This window comes from Gordonia sp. CPCC 206044, assembly GCF_048537895.1.
Classification (GTDB): Bacteria; Actinomycetota; Actinomycetes; order Mycobacteriales; family Mycobacteriaceae; genus Gordonia.
In genome coordinates, this window is record NZ_JBCLVL010000009.1 from 161,772 (window position 1) to 178,969 (window position 17,198).

A 17,198-nucleotide genomic window follows, 5' to 3' on the forward strand; every position below is an offset into this window, starting at 1 on the left:
CACCCGCGCCGTCATCCGAACCAGCGCACCGCGGCGTGGCCACCCGAGCGGAGGCCACGCCGCGGTGCGGCAACACTGTTCAGCCGAAGGGGATCTCGACGATCTGCTTGGGGATCTCGCCGCTGAGTGTGTCCTCGACGACACCCTTGGCGGCCGCGGTCAGGCATGCGGCGCCGAAGCCGGAGAATCCGCTCAACACCGCGCCTCCGACCGCGCCGGGGATCGCGCCGAATCCGCCCGCGAAGAACCCGCCGACCCCGGCGGTGATGGCGCCGACGATGGTGGCGGTCAATGCGGGCATCAGTCCGGCGCTTGCGCATCGCTGTGCGGCGTTGCCGACCTGATTGACGCCGAACGCCGCGATGTTGGCCCCGACTCGAATGGAGTTCGCCGCGATGAACGACACCGTCTTGCCCCCGTTGGTGATCGTCGCGGTCAAGCGTGTGACGACACCGTCGACGATCACCTTGGGAACGAACCTGGCGGCCACGGCGCCGGCACTGTCGACCACCTCGATCGCACCGGTGGCCTGGTTTTCGACGAACTCGCCTGCGCTCACCGAGGCGGTGGCGCCCGAGTTCTTCGTGTACGTGGCGACCACCTTGCCGACCGAGGCGATCGAACCGGTGACGTCGGCATGCGCCGGAGCCGATACGGTCGTTGCGTGGGTCAGACCGACGGCCACCCCGACGACGAGCACCAGCGCGGACAATCTGGTGACCACGGTGCGGGACAGATGCACTCGTATCGGTCCCGAGCGGGTCCGACTCGCGGTGATGGTCAAGGGAATTCCTCTCGTCTGGTCCCCGAATCACATGTCGGGGCTCGGCGTCATCAAACCAGCGCAGTGCGATGTGGCCGAGGTCGAACGAGTGAACTCTCGATGTCCGTGCAGGTCAGGGGAGAAGTAGAAGTTCCGGACCGGATTCTTGTGCGTTCCGGACGCATGTGTCAGGTCCCCTCACAAGCCACGCCGTCACCGTCGCCGTCGAGTCCCGAGCGGTAACCGGGGTCGCCGCGTCGCAGTGGGGCGGCACCCGCGGCGCGAGCCGCAGCGCAGCTGGCGAAATCGACGCTGTCACCGGTGGTTCCGGGTGCCGGTGGGGCGGGCGGTGGACCGGCCGGTGTAGCGGAGTCGGCTGCCGGCGAGTCGCCGCATCGGGTGAGGATACGTGCCATCGAGCTCTTCTCCGCGGGCGTCACCCACAGGTGATAGGTGCCCTTCACATCGATCTGCCGTGCCACGTAGACGCAGCGATAGGACTTGGCCGGAGGTAGCCAGGTGGCGGCGTCTCCGTCGCCCTTCTTCTGGTTGGTGCGACCGTCGGTGGCCTGCAGATTACGAGGGTCGTTGGCGAGGTTGCGTCGCTGCTCGGCACTCAACTGCTGGGCACCCTTCTGCCAGGCGTCCGACAACGCCACCAGGTGATCGATCTGGACGGCGCTCGAGGACGGGCCGCGTCGGAACTCGATGGCGGTGCCGGTGTAGGGATCGTGCAGGGTCCCGGACTGCACGGCGCAGCTTCCGGGTTTGAGCGAGACCGAGACGAGGTCGCGACGGAGGATGTCGTTACGGGTGTCGCAGCCGTTGTGTCCGTCGTCGACCGACACGTCGTCGGACCATGCCTGGCCGAACTGATCCCGCGCATACCCGGTCTTGGGGGCGCGGCCCTTGACGGGCAGCGTGTCGAGGGCTGCGAGTGCTCGGGCATTGGCGTCCACGCCGGGTGACGGAGGAGGCGCGGCGGTCGAGACGTCGTCGCCGGGAGTGCTGAGGGGCGCGGACGGGGCGGCTGCGAAGTCCGCCCGCTCGATGATGTCGGCGCACCCGGCCGTCGTGGAGGCCAACAGCGCAACCGCGGCAGAGCCGACGATGAGTCGACCGGTCCGGACCGACTGAGTTCTGCGCATCGACCGAGCCATGATGCGCGACCCTACCGGCCGGTCGCTCGGCGCCGGCATGGTGGATCGGACTTAACCCGGTGTCCGCCGCAGCAGAGGTTCCGGTCGGCGGCGGATCCCCCGGTCAGGGTCCGAGACCACCGTCGGGAAGCCACGGCCGCAACGCCGCACCGCACATTGTCAGCCGACGATGAGACCGACGGCGGTGAGCACTGCCCACAGGAGCATCGCCTGGCCGGTCGCCCCCAACGACGGGATCAGACCCGGCCCGACAGCGCCCTTCGCCACCGGGCGGTAGGCCATGCCCACCAGCGGCGCGGCGATGAGGCCGAGTAGCGCCCACGGTGTCGCGATCAACGCCAGCACAATGCTCATCACCAATGGCACGCACATGAGAAGGCCGTAGAACACGCGAGTTCTGTTGTCACCCAGGCGGACCGCGAGGGTGATCTTGCCGGACTCGCGATCGGTGGGGATGTCGCGCAGATTGTTCACCACCAACACCGACGACGAGATCGAGCCGACCCCGACCGCGGCGGCGAGTCCCACCCAGTCCACCTCGTCGGCGAGTACGAACTGGGTGCCCAGCACCGCGACGAGTCCGAAGAACACGAAGACCGCGACCTCGCCGAGTCCGGCATATCCGTAGGGTCGTTTGCCGCCGGTGTAGAACCAGGCGCCGGCAATACACACCGCGCCGACGACGATCAACCACCACGCCGTCGTGACCGCCAGCACCAGCCCGCAGACGGCGGCGATGCCGAAGCAGATGAACGCCGCACGTTTGACGGCCGCCGCCGAGGCCGCGCCGGAGCCCACCAAGCGCATCGGTCCGACGCGGTCGTCATCGGTCCCACGGATGCCGTCGGAGTAGTCGTTGGCGTAGTTGACCCCGATGATCAAACCCAGGGCCACCACGAGAGCGAGGACGAACTTCCACCAGTCGATCCCGCCCAGACGCAGCGCGGCGCCGGTACCCGCGATCACCGGTGCGATCGCATTGGGCAGGGTGCGCGGTCGTCCGCCTTCGATCCACTCCTTGGGTGTTGCCATTCTTGCGATCTTTCCACGCATCGCGCGCGGGAATGACGCCGACATTGTCTCCTGACCCGCCCGGCCGTGCCACGACGCGGCAGAACACATCGAGGTGATCGACCGGCGGTACGCGCCGCGGACGGGCTCTGGTGGTCGGCGGATTCGCGGACGTCGGATCATCATCGCGGCGGGCAGGAGCGCCGCATCGTCGGTGACCTGCGGGTCTTCGCTGTGTGAACCGGCGAAATGAACCGGCCACCGGCAGGTTTCACCTCTGACATGACGGCCGGGTCGAATGTTCCCGTACGCAGAATGAACGCACCGTCAGGAGGAGTTGTGAAGGTAACCGTCGTTGCGGGGAATCCCAAAGCGCAATCGCGCACGCTCGACGCGGCACGGATCCTGGCTGCAGCAGTGGTCGGCCGGGATGCGGACGAGATCGTCGATGTGACCACGTTGGGGCCAGGCCTCATGGGATGGGGTGACCAGGCCGTCAACGCAGCCGTCGCCACCGTCCGCGAGTCGGATCTCGTGGTGTTCGCCAGCCCCACTTTCAAGGGCACCTACACGGGAGTCCTCAAGCTCTTCCTCGATCAGTTCGCGACCGGCGACGGACTCGCGGGTGTGGTGGCGGTACCGCTGATGCTCGGTGCCGGCCCCGGGCACGCGATGGCGCCGATGTTCCTCGAACACGTGTTGCGCGAACTCGGCGCGACACTGCCCGCGCCCGGACTCTACGTGCTCGACTCCGACTACACGACGAGCCCGACGATCGCCGACTACGCCACGCGCTGGGCCGCCGTGCTCACCGCCCCGATCACCGACCAGGCAGGTGTGTGATGACAACCGCGACAGCTCCGTTCGACCAGACCGCCCTGCGGCACGCATACGGCCGGTATCCCAGTGGTGTGGTCGCCCTGTGTGCCGAGGTCGAGGGTGAGCGAATCGGCATGGCGGCGAGTAGTTTCGTGACCGTCTCGCTGGAGCCGGCACTGGTGGCGTTCTGCGTCCAGCACACCTCGACCACCTGGCCGACGCTGCGGACGAGCCGGCGGATCGGGATCAGCGTCCTGGGAGAGGACCACCATGAGGCGGCGCGCTCGCTGGCCGCGAAGGGACGAGACCGCTTCGCCGGGTTGACGACCCGAACCGCAGACTCCGGAGCGCTGTTCATCGGCGGGGCGAGTATGTGGCTCCAGGCCCAGGTCACCGATCACCTCCCCGCAGGTGATCACGACATCGTGTTGATGGCGGTGGACAACTTCGAGATCGCCGACGAGGTCGCGCCGATGGTGTTCCATGCCAGCAAGTTTCGCCGTCTGGTCGGGGGCATCTGATGGGCTCGGTCGAGCAGGCCATCGAGGCGCTGCGCGCTGGTCGGCCCGTTCTGGTGACCGACGCCGCGGACCGTGAGAACGAGGGAGATGTCATTCTCGCGGCCGACCGGGTCACCACGGAGTGGACCGCCTGGACCGTCCGGAACACCTCCGGCCTGCTGTGCGCGCCGATGGCCGCCGACCGTGCCGACGCTCTGGAACTGCCGGCGATGGTCGCGCACAACGAGGATCCCAAGACGACTGCCTATACCGTCACCGTTGATGCGGCACAGGGAGTTTCGACGGGCATCTCGGCGGCGGACCGGGCGCATACGATGCGTGTGCTCGCCTCCTCCGATGCCGGACCACGTGACTTCACCCGTCCCGGTCATGTGTTGCCGCTGCGTGCACGTCCCGGAGGGGTACTCGAACGTCCCGGACACACCGAGGCGGCGGTCGACCTGTGCATTCTCGCCGACGTCGCCCCGGTGGGGGTCATCGCCGAACTCGTCGCCGACGACGGGTCGATGATGCGGTACCCGCAGGTGGCCTCGCTGGGATCGCGGATGGGCCTGCCGGTCTTGACCATCGAGGAACTTGCCAACTATCGCCGTGAGCACGACCCGGCCCGCTGGTCGGTTCCCCCGCGGGTACGTCGCGGGGCGGAGACCGTGTTGCCCACGTCGGTGGGTGATCTGCGGGCGATCGGATATCGGGACACCGAGACCGGTGCCGAGCATGTTGCGCTGGTGTGTGGTGATCTCCGCGAGCGGGCGCCTCTGGTGCGTGTGCACTCGGAATGCCTCACCGGCGAAGCCTTCGGTTCACAACGCTGTGAGTGCGGGCCTCAGCTCGACGCGGCGCTCGAACGGATCAGTCGAGATGGTGGGGTCCTTGTCTACCTGCGGGGGCACGAGGGCCGTGGCATCGGATTACTCAAGAAGCTTGCGGCATATCGACTCCAGGACAATGGGATGGACACCGTGGACGCCAACATCGAACTCGACGAACCGGTCGACGCCCGTGAGTACGGGGCAGCTGCGGCGATCCTGCAGGATCTCGGGGTCGATCAGGTGCGTGTCATGACCAACAATCCCGACAAGATCCGCGGACTCCACGACGCAGGTATCGACGTCGTCGAACGGGTGCCGCTGGTGGCGGGGATCGTGCCCTCCAACGTGCGCTATCTGGATGCCAAACGGCGGCGGATGGGGCATCTTCTCGGGAGTCCTCCCGGCGAGGTCTTCTGGCCGGGCCCCCAGGGCGTTGCCGGAGGGGACAGTCAGACCAGCTGACCGGACGCAGGTCCGACATGGCTCTCGCTGGGTGTGACCGTTTGCCCACAGTCACGCGATGTCGAAAACACTCATGCCGTCAATGATGGTGACGTGCAACCCGGGTCCGATCCGGTCAGATCCGCAGATCTCGAGGTGGTGGACGGTCACCCCGCGTTCTGGTCATCCGGGCGCGGGGGAGGCGCAGTCGGTGCAGACGCAGTTCGCCGGAGAGCGCCGCGTCCCTTGGGCGACAAATGAGTTCGTCGATGTGGTGGGGTGTGTGGGCGCCGAATGACCTGATATCAGGCACCTATCGCCTCGGGCCCGAGCGACTGTAACGCCTCGACAGCGCTCAAACTGCCTGCCGCGAGGCGTTCTCGAACCATCCGGGCAGTCTCCGACTGGACAAGATCATTGACCGGGGTCGAGACTCCGTGGAGTCGGCCGAGAAGTGTGATCTCGCCTGTCAGGTAATCGATCTCGACGTCGTCGCTACCGCGCTCGATGCTCTGCCAGGTGGAGCTGTGGTTGCCGTCGAACGGGCTTCGGCGCACGATGTGACAACCCCGACGCGCCAACTCGGTGGCGTCGCTGACCAGATCGATCCCGGCCGCGGCCAGAACGGTCTCGCCTTCACGCTGCGCTCGTCGTTCGAGTTCTGCGGCTCCGGATCCGGGCTCAAAGCATGCATCGACGCCGTTGCCGAGATTTCGTACCAGTTTGCGGTATTTCCATGCCATGATGTCGCTGCGTGCCTCGGAGATGAACGAAGCTGCGCGCAAGTCGCGTGCGATTGCTGCCGCTGTTTCGTCCGTGCCGCCGGGATACGTTCCGATATCGAGAATGCCAGGGGCGCCTGATGATCCCTGCACGACGACGCCGGGCTCCAGATGCGTTGCGGGCATCATCACGCAGATGGAATACGTTCGGGGAAACACGCGCAGTATCGTCGCCTCGTTGGCGACGCCGTTCTGGACTGATACGACGACGGTGTCTCGCGGGGCATGCGCTCGGAGGTCACGGAGCGCGACTTCTGTCTGGTGGGATTTCACACATAGCAAGACCACCGAATCGGTGTGCCAAACCACCTCGGAGGCGTTCGCGACTCCCTGGACCCGATACGTCCGTGCGCCGTCGGCGGCGTCCACCGTCAGACCGCTCTCCTGAATCGCATCGAGATGTGGCCCGCGGGCGACCAACGTCGTCGGGATACCGGTCCGATGGAGGTGGCTTCCGATCACACCGCCGATTGCGCCCGCTCCGTAGATGACAAAATGCATGTGGCAGAGCGTAATCAATGGTTGTTGCCCTCTCATTGCGCCACCAGAGCACCTGCGGGCGTGTGTTCGGGGCAGTTCAATTCATCGCAACGACGGCGAAACACGCGTACCGCAGACTGGCATCGACAGCGTCGATGTCCACCAGCCGGAAGGTGAAGATGCCGAGTAATTTCGATACCCACATCGAGCGTAGGGCAGCGCATGAGCGTGCTCGCAATCATGGTGCGCGCATCGCATCGGTGCCTGGAGCGCACGGTGCGCTCTACAGCAGTCTGCGTACCGGACTCCTGAGTATGGGGGATCAGCTCGACGAAACCCATCTGGTGCCGATGCTGACGTTCAGCCGCAACGCGGTTCGCGACGCGCTGCGCCTGTTGGCGGATGAGGGGATCGTGACAAGGAGGCCCCGCAACGGCACCATCGTGGTGGCGACATCAGTCGATGTTCCGCTCGACAACGGGTTGGGTTGGGGCGAGAAGTCTGTACCGCATCGCGAAGTCGTTGTCACCGAGCAGCGATGGGTGCAGGCAACCCCCGTGACCCGCAGATTTCTGGAGACCGACAACGGGGTTGTGCACGTCACGGAGGCCGTGGACATGTTCGACGGTCGTCCGTCGATGATCCATACACGGTTCACGATCAACGGCGCGGCGAGACCGCTTCTGGCGAGCCCGGCGACTCATCTGGACTTTCGCCAGTCCTTTCTGCGCACTTACGGGTGTGGCCTGGACACGATTGATTGCTGGGTTGATGCCACCGAGGCTGACGAGCGCACCGCAGGTGTTCTCCGCACCGAGCCCGGCACGCCGTTGATCGTGAAATCACGTGTGCTGCGGGCGATGGATGGGCGTCCCCGCGAGTACAGCATCAGCCATTACATCGCTGCGGAGGTCTCGTTCTCGGCAGGCACGGACGGAGGTGCGGGTGACGGCCCCGGGGAAGCGTCGCCGACGAGGGTACCGAGTCGGCCGACTTCATATTCGAATTCGCCTGACTCTTCGATATCCGACCGTCGGAGAGCCTCAGCGGATCTCCACGCTCAGTTGCGGGCAGCGATTCGCGAGGGGCTTTACCGGGTGGGCGATCGGTTGAGCGAAGAAGAGATTGCCGAAGCCTACGCCGTGAGCCGGAGCACAGTGCGCCTTGCGCTCAACCAGCTCGCCGGCGAAGGCATCATCGGGCGAAGCCGACACCGCGCGACCGTCGTGGTGGGTTCCATCGTGAACTGCACTCTCAACGGGGGAGTCTTCTATCCGCCGGACAGTGTGGACCAGTACTGCGATGCAAGTCTTGCTTCACAGAGCATCCCGACTCCGCCCTTCGTTCGTGAACTCCTGCGGACCGACGATCCGTCCACACGCATCGATGAGTACCTGATCTCCCGAGACGGCCGACCGACCAGTGTCTATATCCGCTACACATCAACTGATGTGGCGCGTCGCCCTTTGACATGTGGTGGCGGTGAGGATTTCTCGTCGTTGTTCCGACGAACGTACGGGCAGCCTGTCGGGCGAATCGTTCACAATCTCCATGCCGTACGCGCAAGTGGACAGCTGGCGCGACGGTTGGCCGTTGAACAAGGCTCGGTTTTGCTGCTTTCGGAGCGGCTGATCCACGACGGTCAGGGCGCGCCACGCGAGCTGAGTCACACCTATCACGTGGCGTCCGGAGTGAGCCTCGCGAGCCACTTCGAGTTCGACGCCGGGCCGAACACGGACTCATCGATCGTCTGTGGAGTGTGACCCGCGCGCTGCAAGCGCGGCCCCGGCTAGACCGCAGAGTCCGAGTACCGCTGCGGCGGTGACGAAGCCCAGGCGGGAATCAGCTGCGACGTTAGCCTCGCCGCCCCCGTCGTTGCCGACGGTCGAACTGATGGTGGCGATGACCAGCGCAGCGCTCGCGGCCAGCGCCCCGTTATGCAGTGTCGAACGAAATCCGTTCGCCACCGCCCGTCGGTGTGCCGGCACCCCGGCCATGACCCGACTCGTGATCGATGCCATGAACAAACCCTCACCGATTCCAGCCACTACCAAAGCGGCACAGATCCATGCCGCGTCGGAGTCGACGTGGAAGGAAACGGCCAGACCGAGCAGGGATACTCCGATCACCGAGGCGCCGAACACATTCAACATGCGTGCGGTCAACCACCTTTGCAGCAGACCGGTGACGGACGAAGCGGCGAGCATCGCGAAGCCCATGGGGAGCAACAGCACACCTGCGTCTCCGGCATTCAGGCCTTTCACCATCTGCAGATAGAGGGCGACGGCCACAGCTACGCCCCCGAAGCTGAATGACGCGCAGAATGCGGCGGCATACATCGGCCCCCGACCACCGGTGACCACCCGAAGGTCGAGTATCGGGTCGCCGACGTGCCGTTCGCATATCACGAAGAGCACCAAGAGAATTGCTCCACCGCCGAGCAGGAGAAGGCCCGCTCCGCTGTGTCCGCTGTCTTCGAACTGCGTCGTACCGCACAGCAGGAGACCGATGCCGAGCACCGACGTACTCACTCCGCCGATGTCCACACGGAACCGGCGCAGTGGTGGCGCGTGTACGTTCCTCAGACCGACCCACCCCACGCAGCAGGCGGCCACTCCAACCGGGATCATCGCCCAGAATATCGAACGCCACCCGAATGCATCCACGAGGTAGCCGCCAATGACAGGGCCGACAAGGGTTGCCGCACCGCTGATCGCGATGTGCAGAGAGAGCGCGAAAGGCAACCGCTCGGGAACGAACACGTCACTGATGACAGCTGTCGAATTGCTGACCGCACTCGCCGCGGCGAGCCCTTGGAGAACGCGGGCGATGATCAGGACCCGGTCGTCCGACGTGAGCGCGCAGACCAACGATAGCAGCACGAAAGTCAGGACTCCGCCGAGATAGAACCATCTTCTGCCCAGTTCGTCGGACAGCTTGCTGAACAGCAGGATCGTGGCCGAGTTGGCCAAGAGGAAGCCGACCACGACCCACGACGCTGCGCCGACACCTCCCTCGAGGTCCGACGACATTGCCGGGACAGCGACATTCAATGCTGCCAACGACCCGAAGATCACAAACCCGGACAGACCGCAGGTTGCGATGATGCTGACCTCGGCCCTGGAAACGGAACGTAAACGCGGCGAATATTGTTCGATCAGGGTCATGCCGCGTCGTCCGACAGATGTGTGCGCGCAACAGGGTGTGCGAAAACCGTTTTCGAGGCTGGCGAATCGGCGGCCGCGACGACCGTCTCGCGGCTGGTCACACGCCGAGGTCGTGCCCGGAGCAACGAGAACACCATGGCCAGAAGAGCGGTGAGAGCGCAGAGCAGATATGACAGGGTGAATGCTTGCGTGACCGCCGGAGTGTTCGACTCGACGGCGAAGCTGGCGATTCCCGACGTTGCAACCACAAGGAGACAGATCGAAGTGCTCATCGCCTGAGCGGTGTTGAACAACATCGACCGTACGGCGTTCGCCACCGTCCGGCGTTGCCCCGGAACGTTCTCCATGATGGCCGCTGTGTTCGGCGCGGTGAAGAGTCCGATACCGAGACCGACGAACACCAGCCACACAGATGTGATGACCAGGGACGACTCCGCGGTGGATGCGGCCAGACCTCCGAGACCTCCCACGACCAGCGCGCCGCCGACGCCGATGACCCATCTCGAACCGACGACATCGGTGAGCCTTCCGACGAACGGGGTCGCGACTGTCATGGCGATGGCCATCACCATGACGACCAGTCCCGCTTGTGCCGCGCTCCGGCCGCAGACCATCTGTTGATGGAGAACCACCAAGACGGTGACCCCTGCTCTTGCAAAGGAACTGAAGAATGCTGCGATGTACGCGCATGACCGGCCCACATCGCGGAGCAGTGTCATGTCGACGAGCGGATCACGAATGCGCAGTTCCACGAGCACGAACACGGAGAGAACGAGAACGCCACCTCCTGTCATCACGAGCGCGATTACATCGCCGAACCCGTGGGAAGACATCCGGTCGAGTCCGTAGAGAATCACTGCGAGGCCGACGACCGACAGTACGGCGCCGCTCAGATCGAACCGTCCCGTTCCTTCGTGAACACGCCTGGTGGGCACATACTTGAGTCCCAAGAGCACGGCGACCACTCCGAACGGTACGTTCACCAGGAACACCGACTGCCATCCGAATGCGGACACGAGCACACCCCCGATGGCTGGTCCGATGGTGTTGCCCACGGCGGCAGCGGTGAGATTGATGCTCAGGGCATGGGTCAGTCTGTCCGAGGGGAAGGCGTCGGCGACGATCGCCGTCGTGTTGGAGACGATCGTCGCTGCGGCAACGCCCTGGACAGCACGGAGCGCGACGAATACTGCGGCGTTCGGAGAGAATGCAGCGAGTAGGCTCGCGATCATGAATGCGGTGAGACCCCAGAGATAGATTCGCTTGCGTCCGAACATGTCCGAGACGCGTCCGAAGATGAGTATCGAAGAAGTGTTCGCCAACATGAATCCCAGCAGAAACCACCCTGCGACCGAGGTCGATGCACCGAACGCGTCGGACAGTTGCGGCAGCGCCACGTTGACGGATGTGTTGTTCACCAGCATGAGCAGCAATCCGAAGCTCGTGACCCACAACACGGCATAGGGTGACCCCGGCGGTGCATCCGAAATCGGGTCCAGTGGTGCTCCACGTCGCCTCGGCCGATGGACGCGACGCTGTCTGAAGTACACGGACACTTCCTTTGTCATCGATTCTGGTCATGGGTGCGCGCGAAGGCGGCGGTCACGACGAACTGACCGACCCCAGAGAGACATTGCCGAAATCGATGGCGTTCTCCGAGCGGTATGCAAAGCCCTGCACGCCATCCCGAAACACCTGTGAGGGTTGGATGGCACAGATGAAGATCTCCGTCGCGGATTCGATCAAGAGCGTCTGCGCCTGCTCCCAAAGGTGTCCGGACGCGACGGACAGCGGATCCCCGTTGGCACTGATCCTCTGGATGTATGTCCAGAACTCTGCGTTCATTTCGTCGTCCCATCGAGACGGGCTCGAGGGATCATCGTCGGGTTTGAAGAAGGTCGTGCACGCGTATTCGGGGGTCTGGACCTGGCAGCGGTTGCGGTAGATGATCGCCTGCTGAGTTGCTTTGGTTCTTGCAGTGCCGAACTCGCTGGAAGACAACTGGTCGATCTGCACATCGAAGCCCGCATCCGCCGCGTATGACTTGATCAGGATGCAGGCGTTCACGAGGTCAGGAGTGGCGGTGGACACGGTGAGGCCAAAGGAGACACCGCGCGGTCGGCTGCTCTGTGCCAGAAGATCTTTCGCCCGTCGCGGGTCGTAGGTGTATCGAGGTAGCCGGTCCGTCGAGTAGTTCGATGTCGATGGGTTGATGTTGCCGACCATGGGAACCGCGCGGCCGGAATACACTTGGCGCATGATCTCGTCGTAAGGGATGGCGTACGCAAACGCCTGCCGGATTCTCAGGTCGTCGAACGGTGCCTTATTCGTCACCAACGTGAGGTCGGCGTATTCGATCGGGTTCTGTGCCCTCGGTACGACCACGCCGCGCTTGCCCGACAGCTTGGCTTGGTCTTTCGGCAGCACCCCTTCAGCGACATCGGCGTCGCCACTCAGGACCAAGACCGCTCGCGTGCCGGCATCTGTGACAACCCGAAGGGTGACCCGTTGGATGTGGGGCTCACCGAGCGCGTAGTGCGGGTTCGCGCTGAGAATCATCTGCTGGTCGGGGATCTGCGACGTGACGTAATAGGGCCCTAGCCCCCAACCGCCATTCGCCGCTGCCCATTCGAGCGCATACGGGTCGTCCGGCGACGAGTGCTGCCGCAGGGCGGTCGAATCGTAGATGTGCCCTTGGAGGTTGGCGAGGAGCCCCAGGAACGTCTGTCCGAAACCGACGGTGGAAATTCGGAACGCGACGGTACGCTCGTCGATCTTCGAGATGGCGTCTGGCCCGCCGAAGTCGGCCCACGCGGACTTAGCATAAGTCGCTGTCTGCCACTTCCGTTCGAAAGAGTAGATGACGTCGTCTGCGTTGATGGTGTTGCCGAGCGGACTTCGCAGCCCCTGTCGCAGCCGGAATGTATAGGTGAGCCCGTCTGCCGAGACCGTGTAGTCCTCTGCCAGGTAGCCGACGTATGTGTTGAAATCCTGAACGACGGTGCCGGCGGTCTCGCCCTTGACGTACGGGTTGCGGACCAGCCCGGCCTGGAGATTTGCGTTCATCTCGAACGATTCCAGACTGATGCCGTTGCCGCCCACCACGCCATCCAGGGTTGGCGCCAGAGCGGGCACCGCGACAACCAGGGACGCGGCGTCGGGGGAGGCTGCCGAACCGGTGGCACCAGATCTGTCCGTGCACCCCGCGAGGGCCGCCGCCGCGGCGATGCCCAGCGAGCCGGCGAGGAAACTACGCCGTGACAAGTACGGCGCGCGCGGTCCGTCCGTCGGCCCAATGCCCTGCGACGGATTCGGAATTGTGGTGGTCACTGACCCTCCAATGAGATTGCATGCCGGATCCCGGCCGTCGATGAGTGTGAATGAGGACTGTTGCGCCACATAGGGAAGTGCATGTTCATGCGTACGCGGGACCTCTGCTGAGGCGAGTCAGTGCGTCGGTCATCGATGCGGCGGCGATCACGGTGAGCATCAAGAAAACAGCCGGGAACAAGGCGGACCACCAGCTGCCGAGCATGACGTCGGATACGCCGCGCGAGATCATGTTCCCCCACTCGGGTGTGGGTGGGTTGAGCCCGATACCGAGGAATCCCAGTGATGCCAGCACGATGATCGAGTAGCCGAAGATGTTGGAGCAGTTCTCGATTGCGGGTCGAGCTGAGTTCGGCAGTACGTGTCGCAGCGTCACCTGCCACGGGCGCAGACCGGCCATCAACGCTGCCTCGACGTAAGCATCTCCGCGAACCTTGAGTACCTCGGCGCGAGTCAGGCGTGCCTGGTTGGGCATGAGGATCACAGCGAGTGCGATGCTCAGGCTCACCGTCGAGGCACCCATCAACCCAACGACGACGACCCCGATGACGAGCGGCGGGATCGCGTCAGTGAGGTCCAGTGTCCGACTGGCGCCACGGCTTGCGGCACCCTCGTAGCCGCCACGTGACTCGTTCATGCCGACGATCAGTCCGACCAGCAGGCCGAGGACCGTGGCGGATATGGTGACGACGATTGCGAGCGTCACATCGATCTGTGCGGCCACGAGCGTACGTGAGAAGACGTCCATTCCGGTTGAGTCCGTGCCAAAGGGGTGGGCGGCGCTGGGTGCCGTATCTGCCTGGGCAACAACCTTTTCAGGATCGTACGGCGCGATCATACGTGCGAACAGGACGATGAAGGCGATGACCCCCAACGAGATGGCCGACATGAGCGACAGGTGGGAAGAGCGCAGCAGTTTCATCGGTTTCACGCGTCCGCTTTCAGGCCCGGGCGTCGACGTGGATCGAGCATCATGTTGACCAGATCGACGACGAAGAAGGTGATGAGGCACAGGGCTGCGATCACGATGAGAAAGCCCTGCAGTCCAAGGAAGTCGAGGCTGTTGACGGCATCGATGGAGAACTGTCCGACGCCACCGAAGCCGAACAATTGCTCGAGAACGATGACTCCTCCGAGGAGGGCTCCGAACTTGGCGCCGAGCATCACGATCGAACTGGCCGACGCACGGCGCAGTACGCTGGAATAGACTGACCGACGTGTTGCGCCCGAAGCGATCTTGAACAACGTGGCCGGATCCTCAATCTGCTCCACGAGACCGAGGCGCAACTGCCGCCATAATCCCGAGGCATGGATGAAGACGATCACCAGGATGGGCAGAGCGTAATGGGCTGACATCGAGAAAAAGACGTCGAGGCGGCCGGTCAACACGGTGTCAAGTAGCGGAAACCCGGTCACCAATGGCATGTGCTCACCGGCGTTCACCCGACCGATTGGGGCGGGCACGACTTGGAGCACCACGTAGAACACGACGATCCCGAGGATGGCCACTGCGAAGTCGGGCAGGGCACCGGTCAGGTTCGCATAGAAGCGTAGTGGACGTTGCACGCGCTTGTTGGTGGTGGAAACCGAGAGCAAGGCAAGCGCGAGGGTCACGATCACCGCCCCGGCGAGGCCCAAGAAGATCAATTCGAGGGTGGCCGGCAGCCGAGTCATGATCTCCTGCCACACAGGTTGATTGGTGGTGGCTGATATACCGAGATCGAAGTGGAGCAGTCGTCCCACGAACGTCGTCAGTTGACTCCAGATCGATCCGTCCAGTCCCATGGACTCTGCCATCCGGTCGTAATCGCCCTGGCTGAAGCCGTTGGTCGTGTCCATCCGTGCGAGTACCGGGTCGCCGGGGAGCAGCCGAACGAGGAAGAACGCCGCGATGGCAAAACCGATGATGTGCACGGGCAGAACAAGCGTTCTGGCGACCCACCATCGGTGGCGGGCGAGTTTGGTCTTCATGCGGCGACGTCCAGTCTCTTGCGGCCGTGGTTGGAGGATTCTTGTGGCAGTTTCGGGTTCATGGGGCGGTGTCCAAACCCAGATCGGCCGGACCGACTTCGCGAGGTCCGCGGCGGTAGGCATCGAGAAGTGATTGTGTGTACGGGTGTTGTGGTTGTTCGATCAGATCCATCGTGCGGCCTCGCTCGACGACCTCACCGTTGCGCATGACAATCAGCGAAGTTGAGATGAACGCCGTGGCGGGGAGACCGTGGGAAACGAAAACCAGCCCGACGCCGTGAGTTTCGCAATAGTCGCGGATCATGTTGAGCACCGCTCCCTGAACGGAGACGTCGAGCGCTGACACCACTTCATCGCACAGGAGGATTCGTGGTCGAACCACCAGTGCACGCGCCAGTGAGAACCGCTGGCGTTGACCGCCCGACAGCTGCGAGGGATACCGGTCCAGCAAGACTGGATCCAACACCAACGTCTCGAGGATCTCGCGCATTTCGAGCTCGGCATCATCGCCGGTGACGCCGCGGAGAACTCGCAGGGGCGTGGCGACGGCATCGCGCAGCGAGCGCCGCGGGTCGAAGCTGGAAAAGGTGTCCTGCGCGACGAACTGGACGGTCTGCCGAAGTCTCCGGAGCCCCCAGCGAGTGGACATCATGCTGCTGATCGAGGTGCCGTCCAGGAAGATCGCACCGGACGTCGGTGTATCGAGCCCGACGAGGAGCCGTGAGAGTGTCGATTTTCCCGAACCTGATTCGCCGACGATTCCGAGCGCGGTACGGCTGTCGATCTCGAGATCGAGAGGCCTCACCGCAACGTGCGCGTTCTGTCCGTGTCCGAACACGCGGGTGACCTGATCGGTCTGGAGCGTCACCACGGGAGGCGTGACCGGCGAGTCGCGCTGGTCCGGCGCCGCTACCAGCGCGGCCGGCTGCGGCCGCCTCAGATGCTTCATGCCGGCACCGCGCCCTCGAGTAGCGAACCCTCGCGGTCGTGTACGGGCACGAGCGCCGAATGGTCCAGTGTCGGAAGACGATCGAGATCAGCGCTCGCCAGGGTAGGTACACACTCGGTCAGCGCACGTGTGTAGGGATGTGTCGCCTCGTCTTCGATCCGGTCCGCGGCGCAGATGTCGACGATCTCACCCTTGTACATGACGATCACCTTGTCGACATACATCCGGCAGAGGTCAATGTCGTGGGTGACCATCAGCAGGCTGGTGTGCGATCGTTCGGTGACCGACCTGATGAGATCCATGACGTCGCGCGATACGGATGCGTCGAGCGCGCTGGTGGGCTCGTCGGCGATCAGTAACTTCGGTTCACCACACATCGCCAACGCCAACATGACCCGCTGACGCATGCCGCCGGACAACTCGTAGGGCCGGAGCTTCAGAACCCTTTCCGGGTTGCGCAATCCGACGCTCGCCAACCAGGTCAGTGACCGCCGTCTCGCCTCTTTCCGAGAGAGCTTTGAGAGCCCGCGCAAAACGTCTCGGAACTGGGCGCCGACGGTTGCCACCGGATCGAGTGATGTCATGGCGTTTTGGAACACCATCGACATTCCAGGTGTGCGGTGGGGTATCGGGCTGACCCTTCCACGGCTCACCGGGCAGCCGTCGAAGCTGAAGCGAGAAAAGGAGCATTCGGCGTCGCCCGCAGTCAGAAGGCCTGCGATGGCGAGCGCGAGAGTTGTTTTTCCGCTGCCGGATTCGCCGACGATGGCAACGTGCTCACCAGGAGAGATGGTGAAACTGGCATCCTTGACCGCCGCAACATCGCCGGCGTAGGTGACTCGAGCCGATTCGACCGCGAGAAGGTTGTGGCCGGTATCTGTCATGTCGTTCTCGATTCTGTGGTGGTGCGCGTGGACTGCTCGTCCCTTTGTCTGTTGGGGTGACACTCCGACTGCGCCACTGCGGTCGGTCATTCTGCGGTTACACCGGGC

General features: G+C 64.1%; 15 protein-coding genes. 4 read left to right on the forward strand and 11 right to left on the reverse strand.

From position 1 onward, the window contains the following. Positions 1–79: 79 nt before the first annotated feature. The 3 genes from AAFP35_RS16145 to AAFP35_RS16155 form a co-directional block, all read right to left on the reverse strand. Entirely contained in the window at positions 80–784 is a 705-nt protein-coding gene (locus AAFP35_RS16145) for a hypothetical protein (RefSeq protein WP_419222651.1), read from the reverse strand. Positions 785–951: 167 nt separating this feature from the next. Then, a complete protein-coding gene (locus AAFP35_RS16150; RefSeq protein ID WP_419222652.1) occupies positions 952–1,911 on the reverse strand; it encodes a GmrSD restriction endonuclease domain-containing protein in 960 nt (319 codons plus the stop codon). 171 nt (positions 1,912–2,082) lie between these two features. Beyond that, entirely contained in the window at positions 2,083–2,955 is an 873-nt protein-coding gene (locus AAFP35_RS16155) for a 1,4-dihydroxy-2-naphthoate polyprenyltransferase (protein ID WP_419222653.1), read from the reverse strand. A 318-nt stretch (positions 2,956–3,273) separates the two neighbouring features. Between AAFP35_RS16155 and AAFP35_RS16160 the strand changes: the two genes are divergently transcribed. From AAFP35_RS16160 to ribA, 3 genes are read left to right on the forward strand one after another with little or no spacing between them, the layout of a single operon-like run. After that, positions 3,274–3,777, forward strand: a complete 504-nt coding sequence (locus AAFP35_RS16160; RefSeq protein ID WP_419222654.1) for an NADPH-dependent FMN reductase — start codon at positions 3,274–3,276, stop codon at positions 3,775–3,777. After that, the gene (locus AAFP35_RS16165) at positions 3,777–4,274 is read left to right on the forward strand and encodes a flavin reductase family protein (protein WP_419222655.1); all 498 of its coding nucleotides are present in this window, start codon (positions 3,777–3,779) and stop codon (positions 4,272–4,274) included. Before AAFP35_RS16160 ends, AAFP35_RS16165 begins: the two co-directional genes overlap by 1 nt. Beyond that, positions 4,274–5,548, forward strand: coding sequence for a GTP cyclohydrolase II (ribA, locus tag AAFP35_RS16170; RefSeq protein WP_419222656.1), 1,275 nt, complete (start codon positions 4,274–4,276; stop codon positions 5,546–5,548). The genes AAFP35_RS16165 and ribA overlap by 1 nt, the downstream gene beginning before the upstream one ends. Positions 5,549–5,832: 284 nt before the next feature. On the opposite strand, the gene AAFP35_RS16175 is transcribed toward ribA, so the two are convergent. After that, the gene (locus tag AAFP35_RS16175) at positions 5,833–6,846 is read right to left on the reverse strand and encodes a ketopantoate reductase family protein (RefSeq protein ID WP_419222657.1); all 1,014 of its coding nucleotides are present in this window, start codon (positions 6,844–6,846) and stop codon (positions 5,833–5,835) included. A 98-nt stretch (positions 6,847–6,944) separates the two neighbouring features. Here AAFP35_RS16175 and AAFP35_RS16180 point away from each other — a divergent pair, with 98 nt between their 5' ends. After that, positions 6,945–8,552, forward strand: coding sequence for a GntR family transcriptional regulator (locus AAFP35_RS16180; RefSeq protein WP_419222658.1), 1,608 nt, complete (start codon positions 6,945–6,947; stop codon positions 8,550–8,552). On the opposite strand, the gene AAFP35_RS16185 is transcribed toward AAFP35_RS16180, so the two are convergent. The 7 genes from AAFP35_RS16185 to AAFP35_RS16215 form a co-directional block, all read right to left on the reverse strand. Continuing rightward, positions 8,529–9,851, reverse strand: coding sequence for an MFS transporter (locus tag AAFP35_RS16185; RefSeq protein WP_419222659.1), 1,323 nt, complete (start codon positions 9,849–9,851; stop codon positions 8,529–8,531). The two genes, AAFP35_RS16180 and AAFP35_RS16185, sit on opposite strands and share 24 nt — an antisense overlap. Positions 9,852–9,952: 101 nt before the next feature. Continuing rightward, entirely contained in the window at positions 9,953–11,524 is a 1,572-nt protein-coding gene (locus AAFP35_RS16190; protein ID WP_419222660.1) for an MFS transporter, read from the reverse strand. A 34-nt stretch (positions 11,525–11,558) separates the two neighbouring features. Continuing rightward, positions 11,559–13,286 (reverse strand): ABC transporter substrate-binding protein, encoded by a 1,728-nt coding sequence (locus AAFP35_RS16195; RefSeq protein ID WP_419222661.1) that lies wholly within the window; start codon positions 13,284–13,286, stop codon positions 11,559–11,561. An 85-nt stretch (positions 13,287–13,371) separates the two neighbouring features. Further along, entirely contained in the window at positions 13,372–14,208 is an 837-nt protein-coding gene (locus tag AAFP35_RS16200) for an ABC transporter permease (protein ID WP_419222724.1), read from the reverse strand. 5 nt (positions 14,209–14,213) lie between these two features. Next, positions 14,214–15,257 carry an ABC transporter permease gene (locus AAFP35_RS16205; protein ID WP_419222662.1) on the reverse strand — a complete coding sequence of 348 codons (1,044 nt, stop codon included), beginning with the start codon at positions 15,255–15,257 and terminating at the stop codon, positions 14,214–14,216. A 58-nt stretch (positions 15,258–15,315) separates the two neighbouring features. Next, positions 15,316–16,206, reverse strand: coding sequence for an ABC transporter ATP-binding protein (locus AAFP35_RS16210; RefSeq protein WP_419222663.1), 891 nt, complete (start codon positions 16,204–16,206; stop codon positions 15,316–15,318). Further along, a complete protein-coding gene (locus AAFP35_RS16215) occupies positions 16,203–17,090 on the reverse strand; it encodes an ABC transporter ATP-binding protein (protein WP_419222664.1) in 888 nt (295 codons plus the stop codon). Before AAFP35_RS16215 ends, AAFP35_RS16210 begins: the two co-directional genes overlap by 4 nt. Between the last annotated feature and the right edge of the window lie 108 nt (positions 17,091–17,198).

Bases quoted from the DNA above. Each gene is read 5' to 3' on its own strand.
- AAFP35_RS16215 (WP_419222664.1), bottom strand. From the start codon at position 17,090: ATGACAGATACCGGCCACAACCTTCTCGCGGTCGAATCGGCTCGAGTC.
- AAFP35_RS16155 (WP_419222653.1), bottom strand. From the start codon at position 2,955: ATGGCAACACCCAAGGAGTGGATCGAAGGCGGACGACCGCGCACCCTG.
- ribA (WP_419222656.1), top strand. From the start codon at position 4,274: ATGGGCTCGGTCGAGCAGGCCATCGAGGCGCTGCGCGCTGGTCGGCCC.
- AAFP35_RS16175 (WP_419222657.1), bottom strand. From the start codon at position 6,846: ATGAGAGGGCAACAACCATTGATTACGCTCTGCCACATGCATTTTGTC.
- AAFP35_RS16150 (WP_419222652.1), bottom strand. From the start codon at position 1,911: ATGCGCAGAACTCAGTCGGTCCGGACCGGTCGACTCATCGTCGGCTCT.
- AAFP35_RS16180 (WP_419222658.1), top strand. From the start codon at position 6,945: ATGTCCACCAGCCGGAAGGTGAAGATGCCGAGTAATTTCGATACCCAC.
- AAFP35_RS16165 (WP_419222655.1), top strand. From the start codon at position 3,777: ATGACAACCGCGACAGCTCCGTTCGACCAGACCGCCCTGCGGCACGCA.
- AAFP35_RS16200 (WP_419222724.1), bottom strand. From the start codon at position 14,208: ATGAAACTGCTGCGCTCTTCCCACCTGTCGCTCATGTCGGCCATCTCG.
- AAFP35_RS16205 (WP_419222662.1), bottom strand. From the start codon at position 15,257: ATGAAGACCAAACTCGCCCGCCACCGATGGTGGGTCGCCAGAACGCTT.
- AAFP35_RS16210 (WP_419222663.1), bottom strand. From the start codon at position 16,206: ATGAAGCATCTGAGGCGGCCGCAGCCGGCCGCGCTGGTAGCGGCGCCG.
- AAFP35_RS16190 (WP_419222660.1), bottom strand. From the start codon at position 11,524: ATGACAAAGGAAGTGTCCGTGTACTTCAGACAGCGTCGCGTCCATCGG.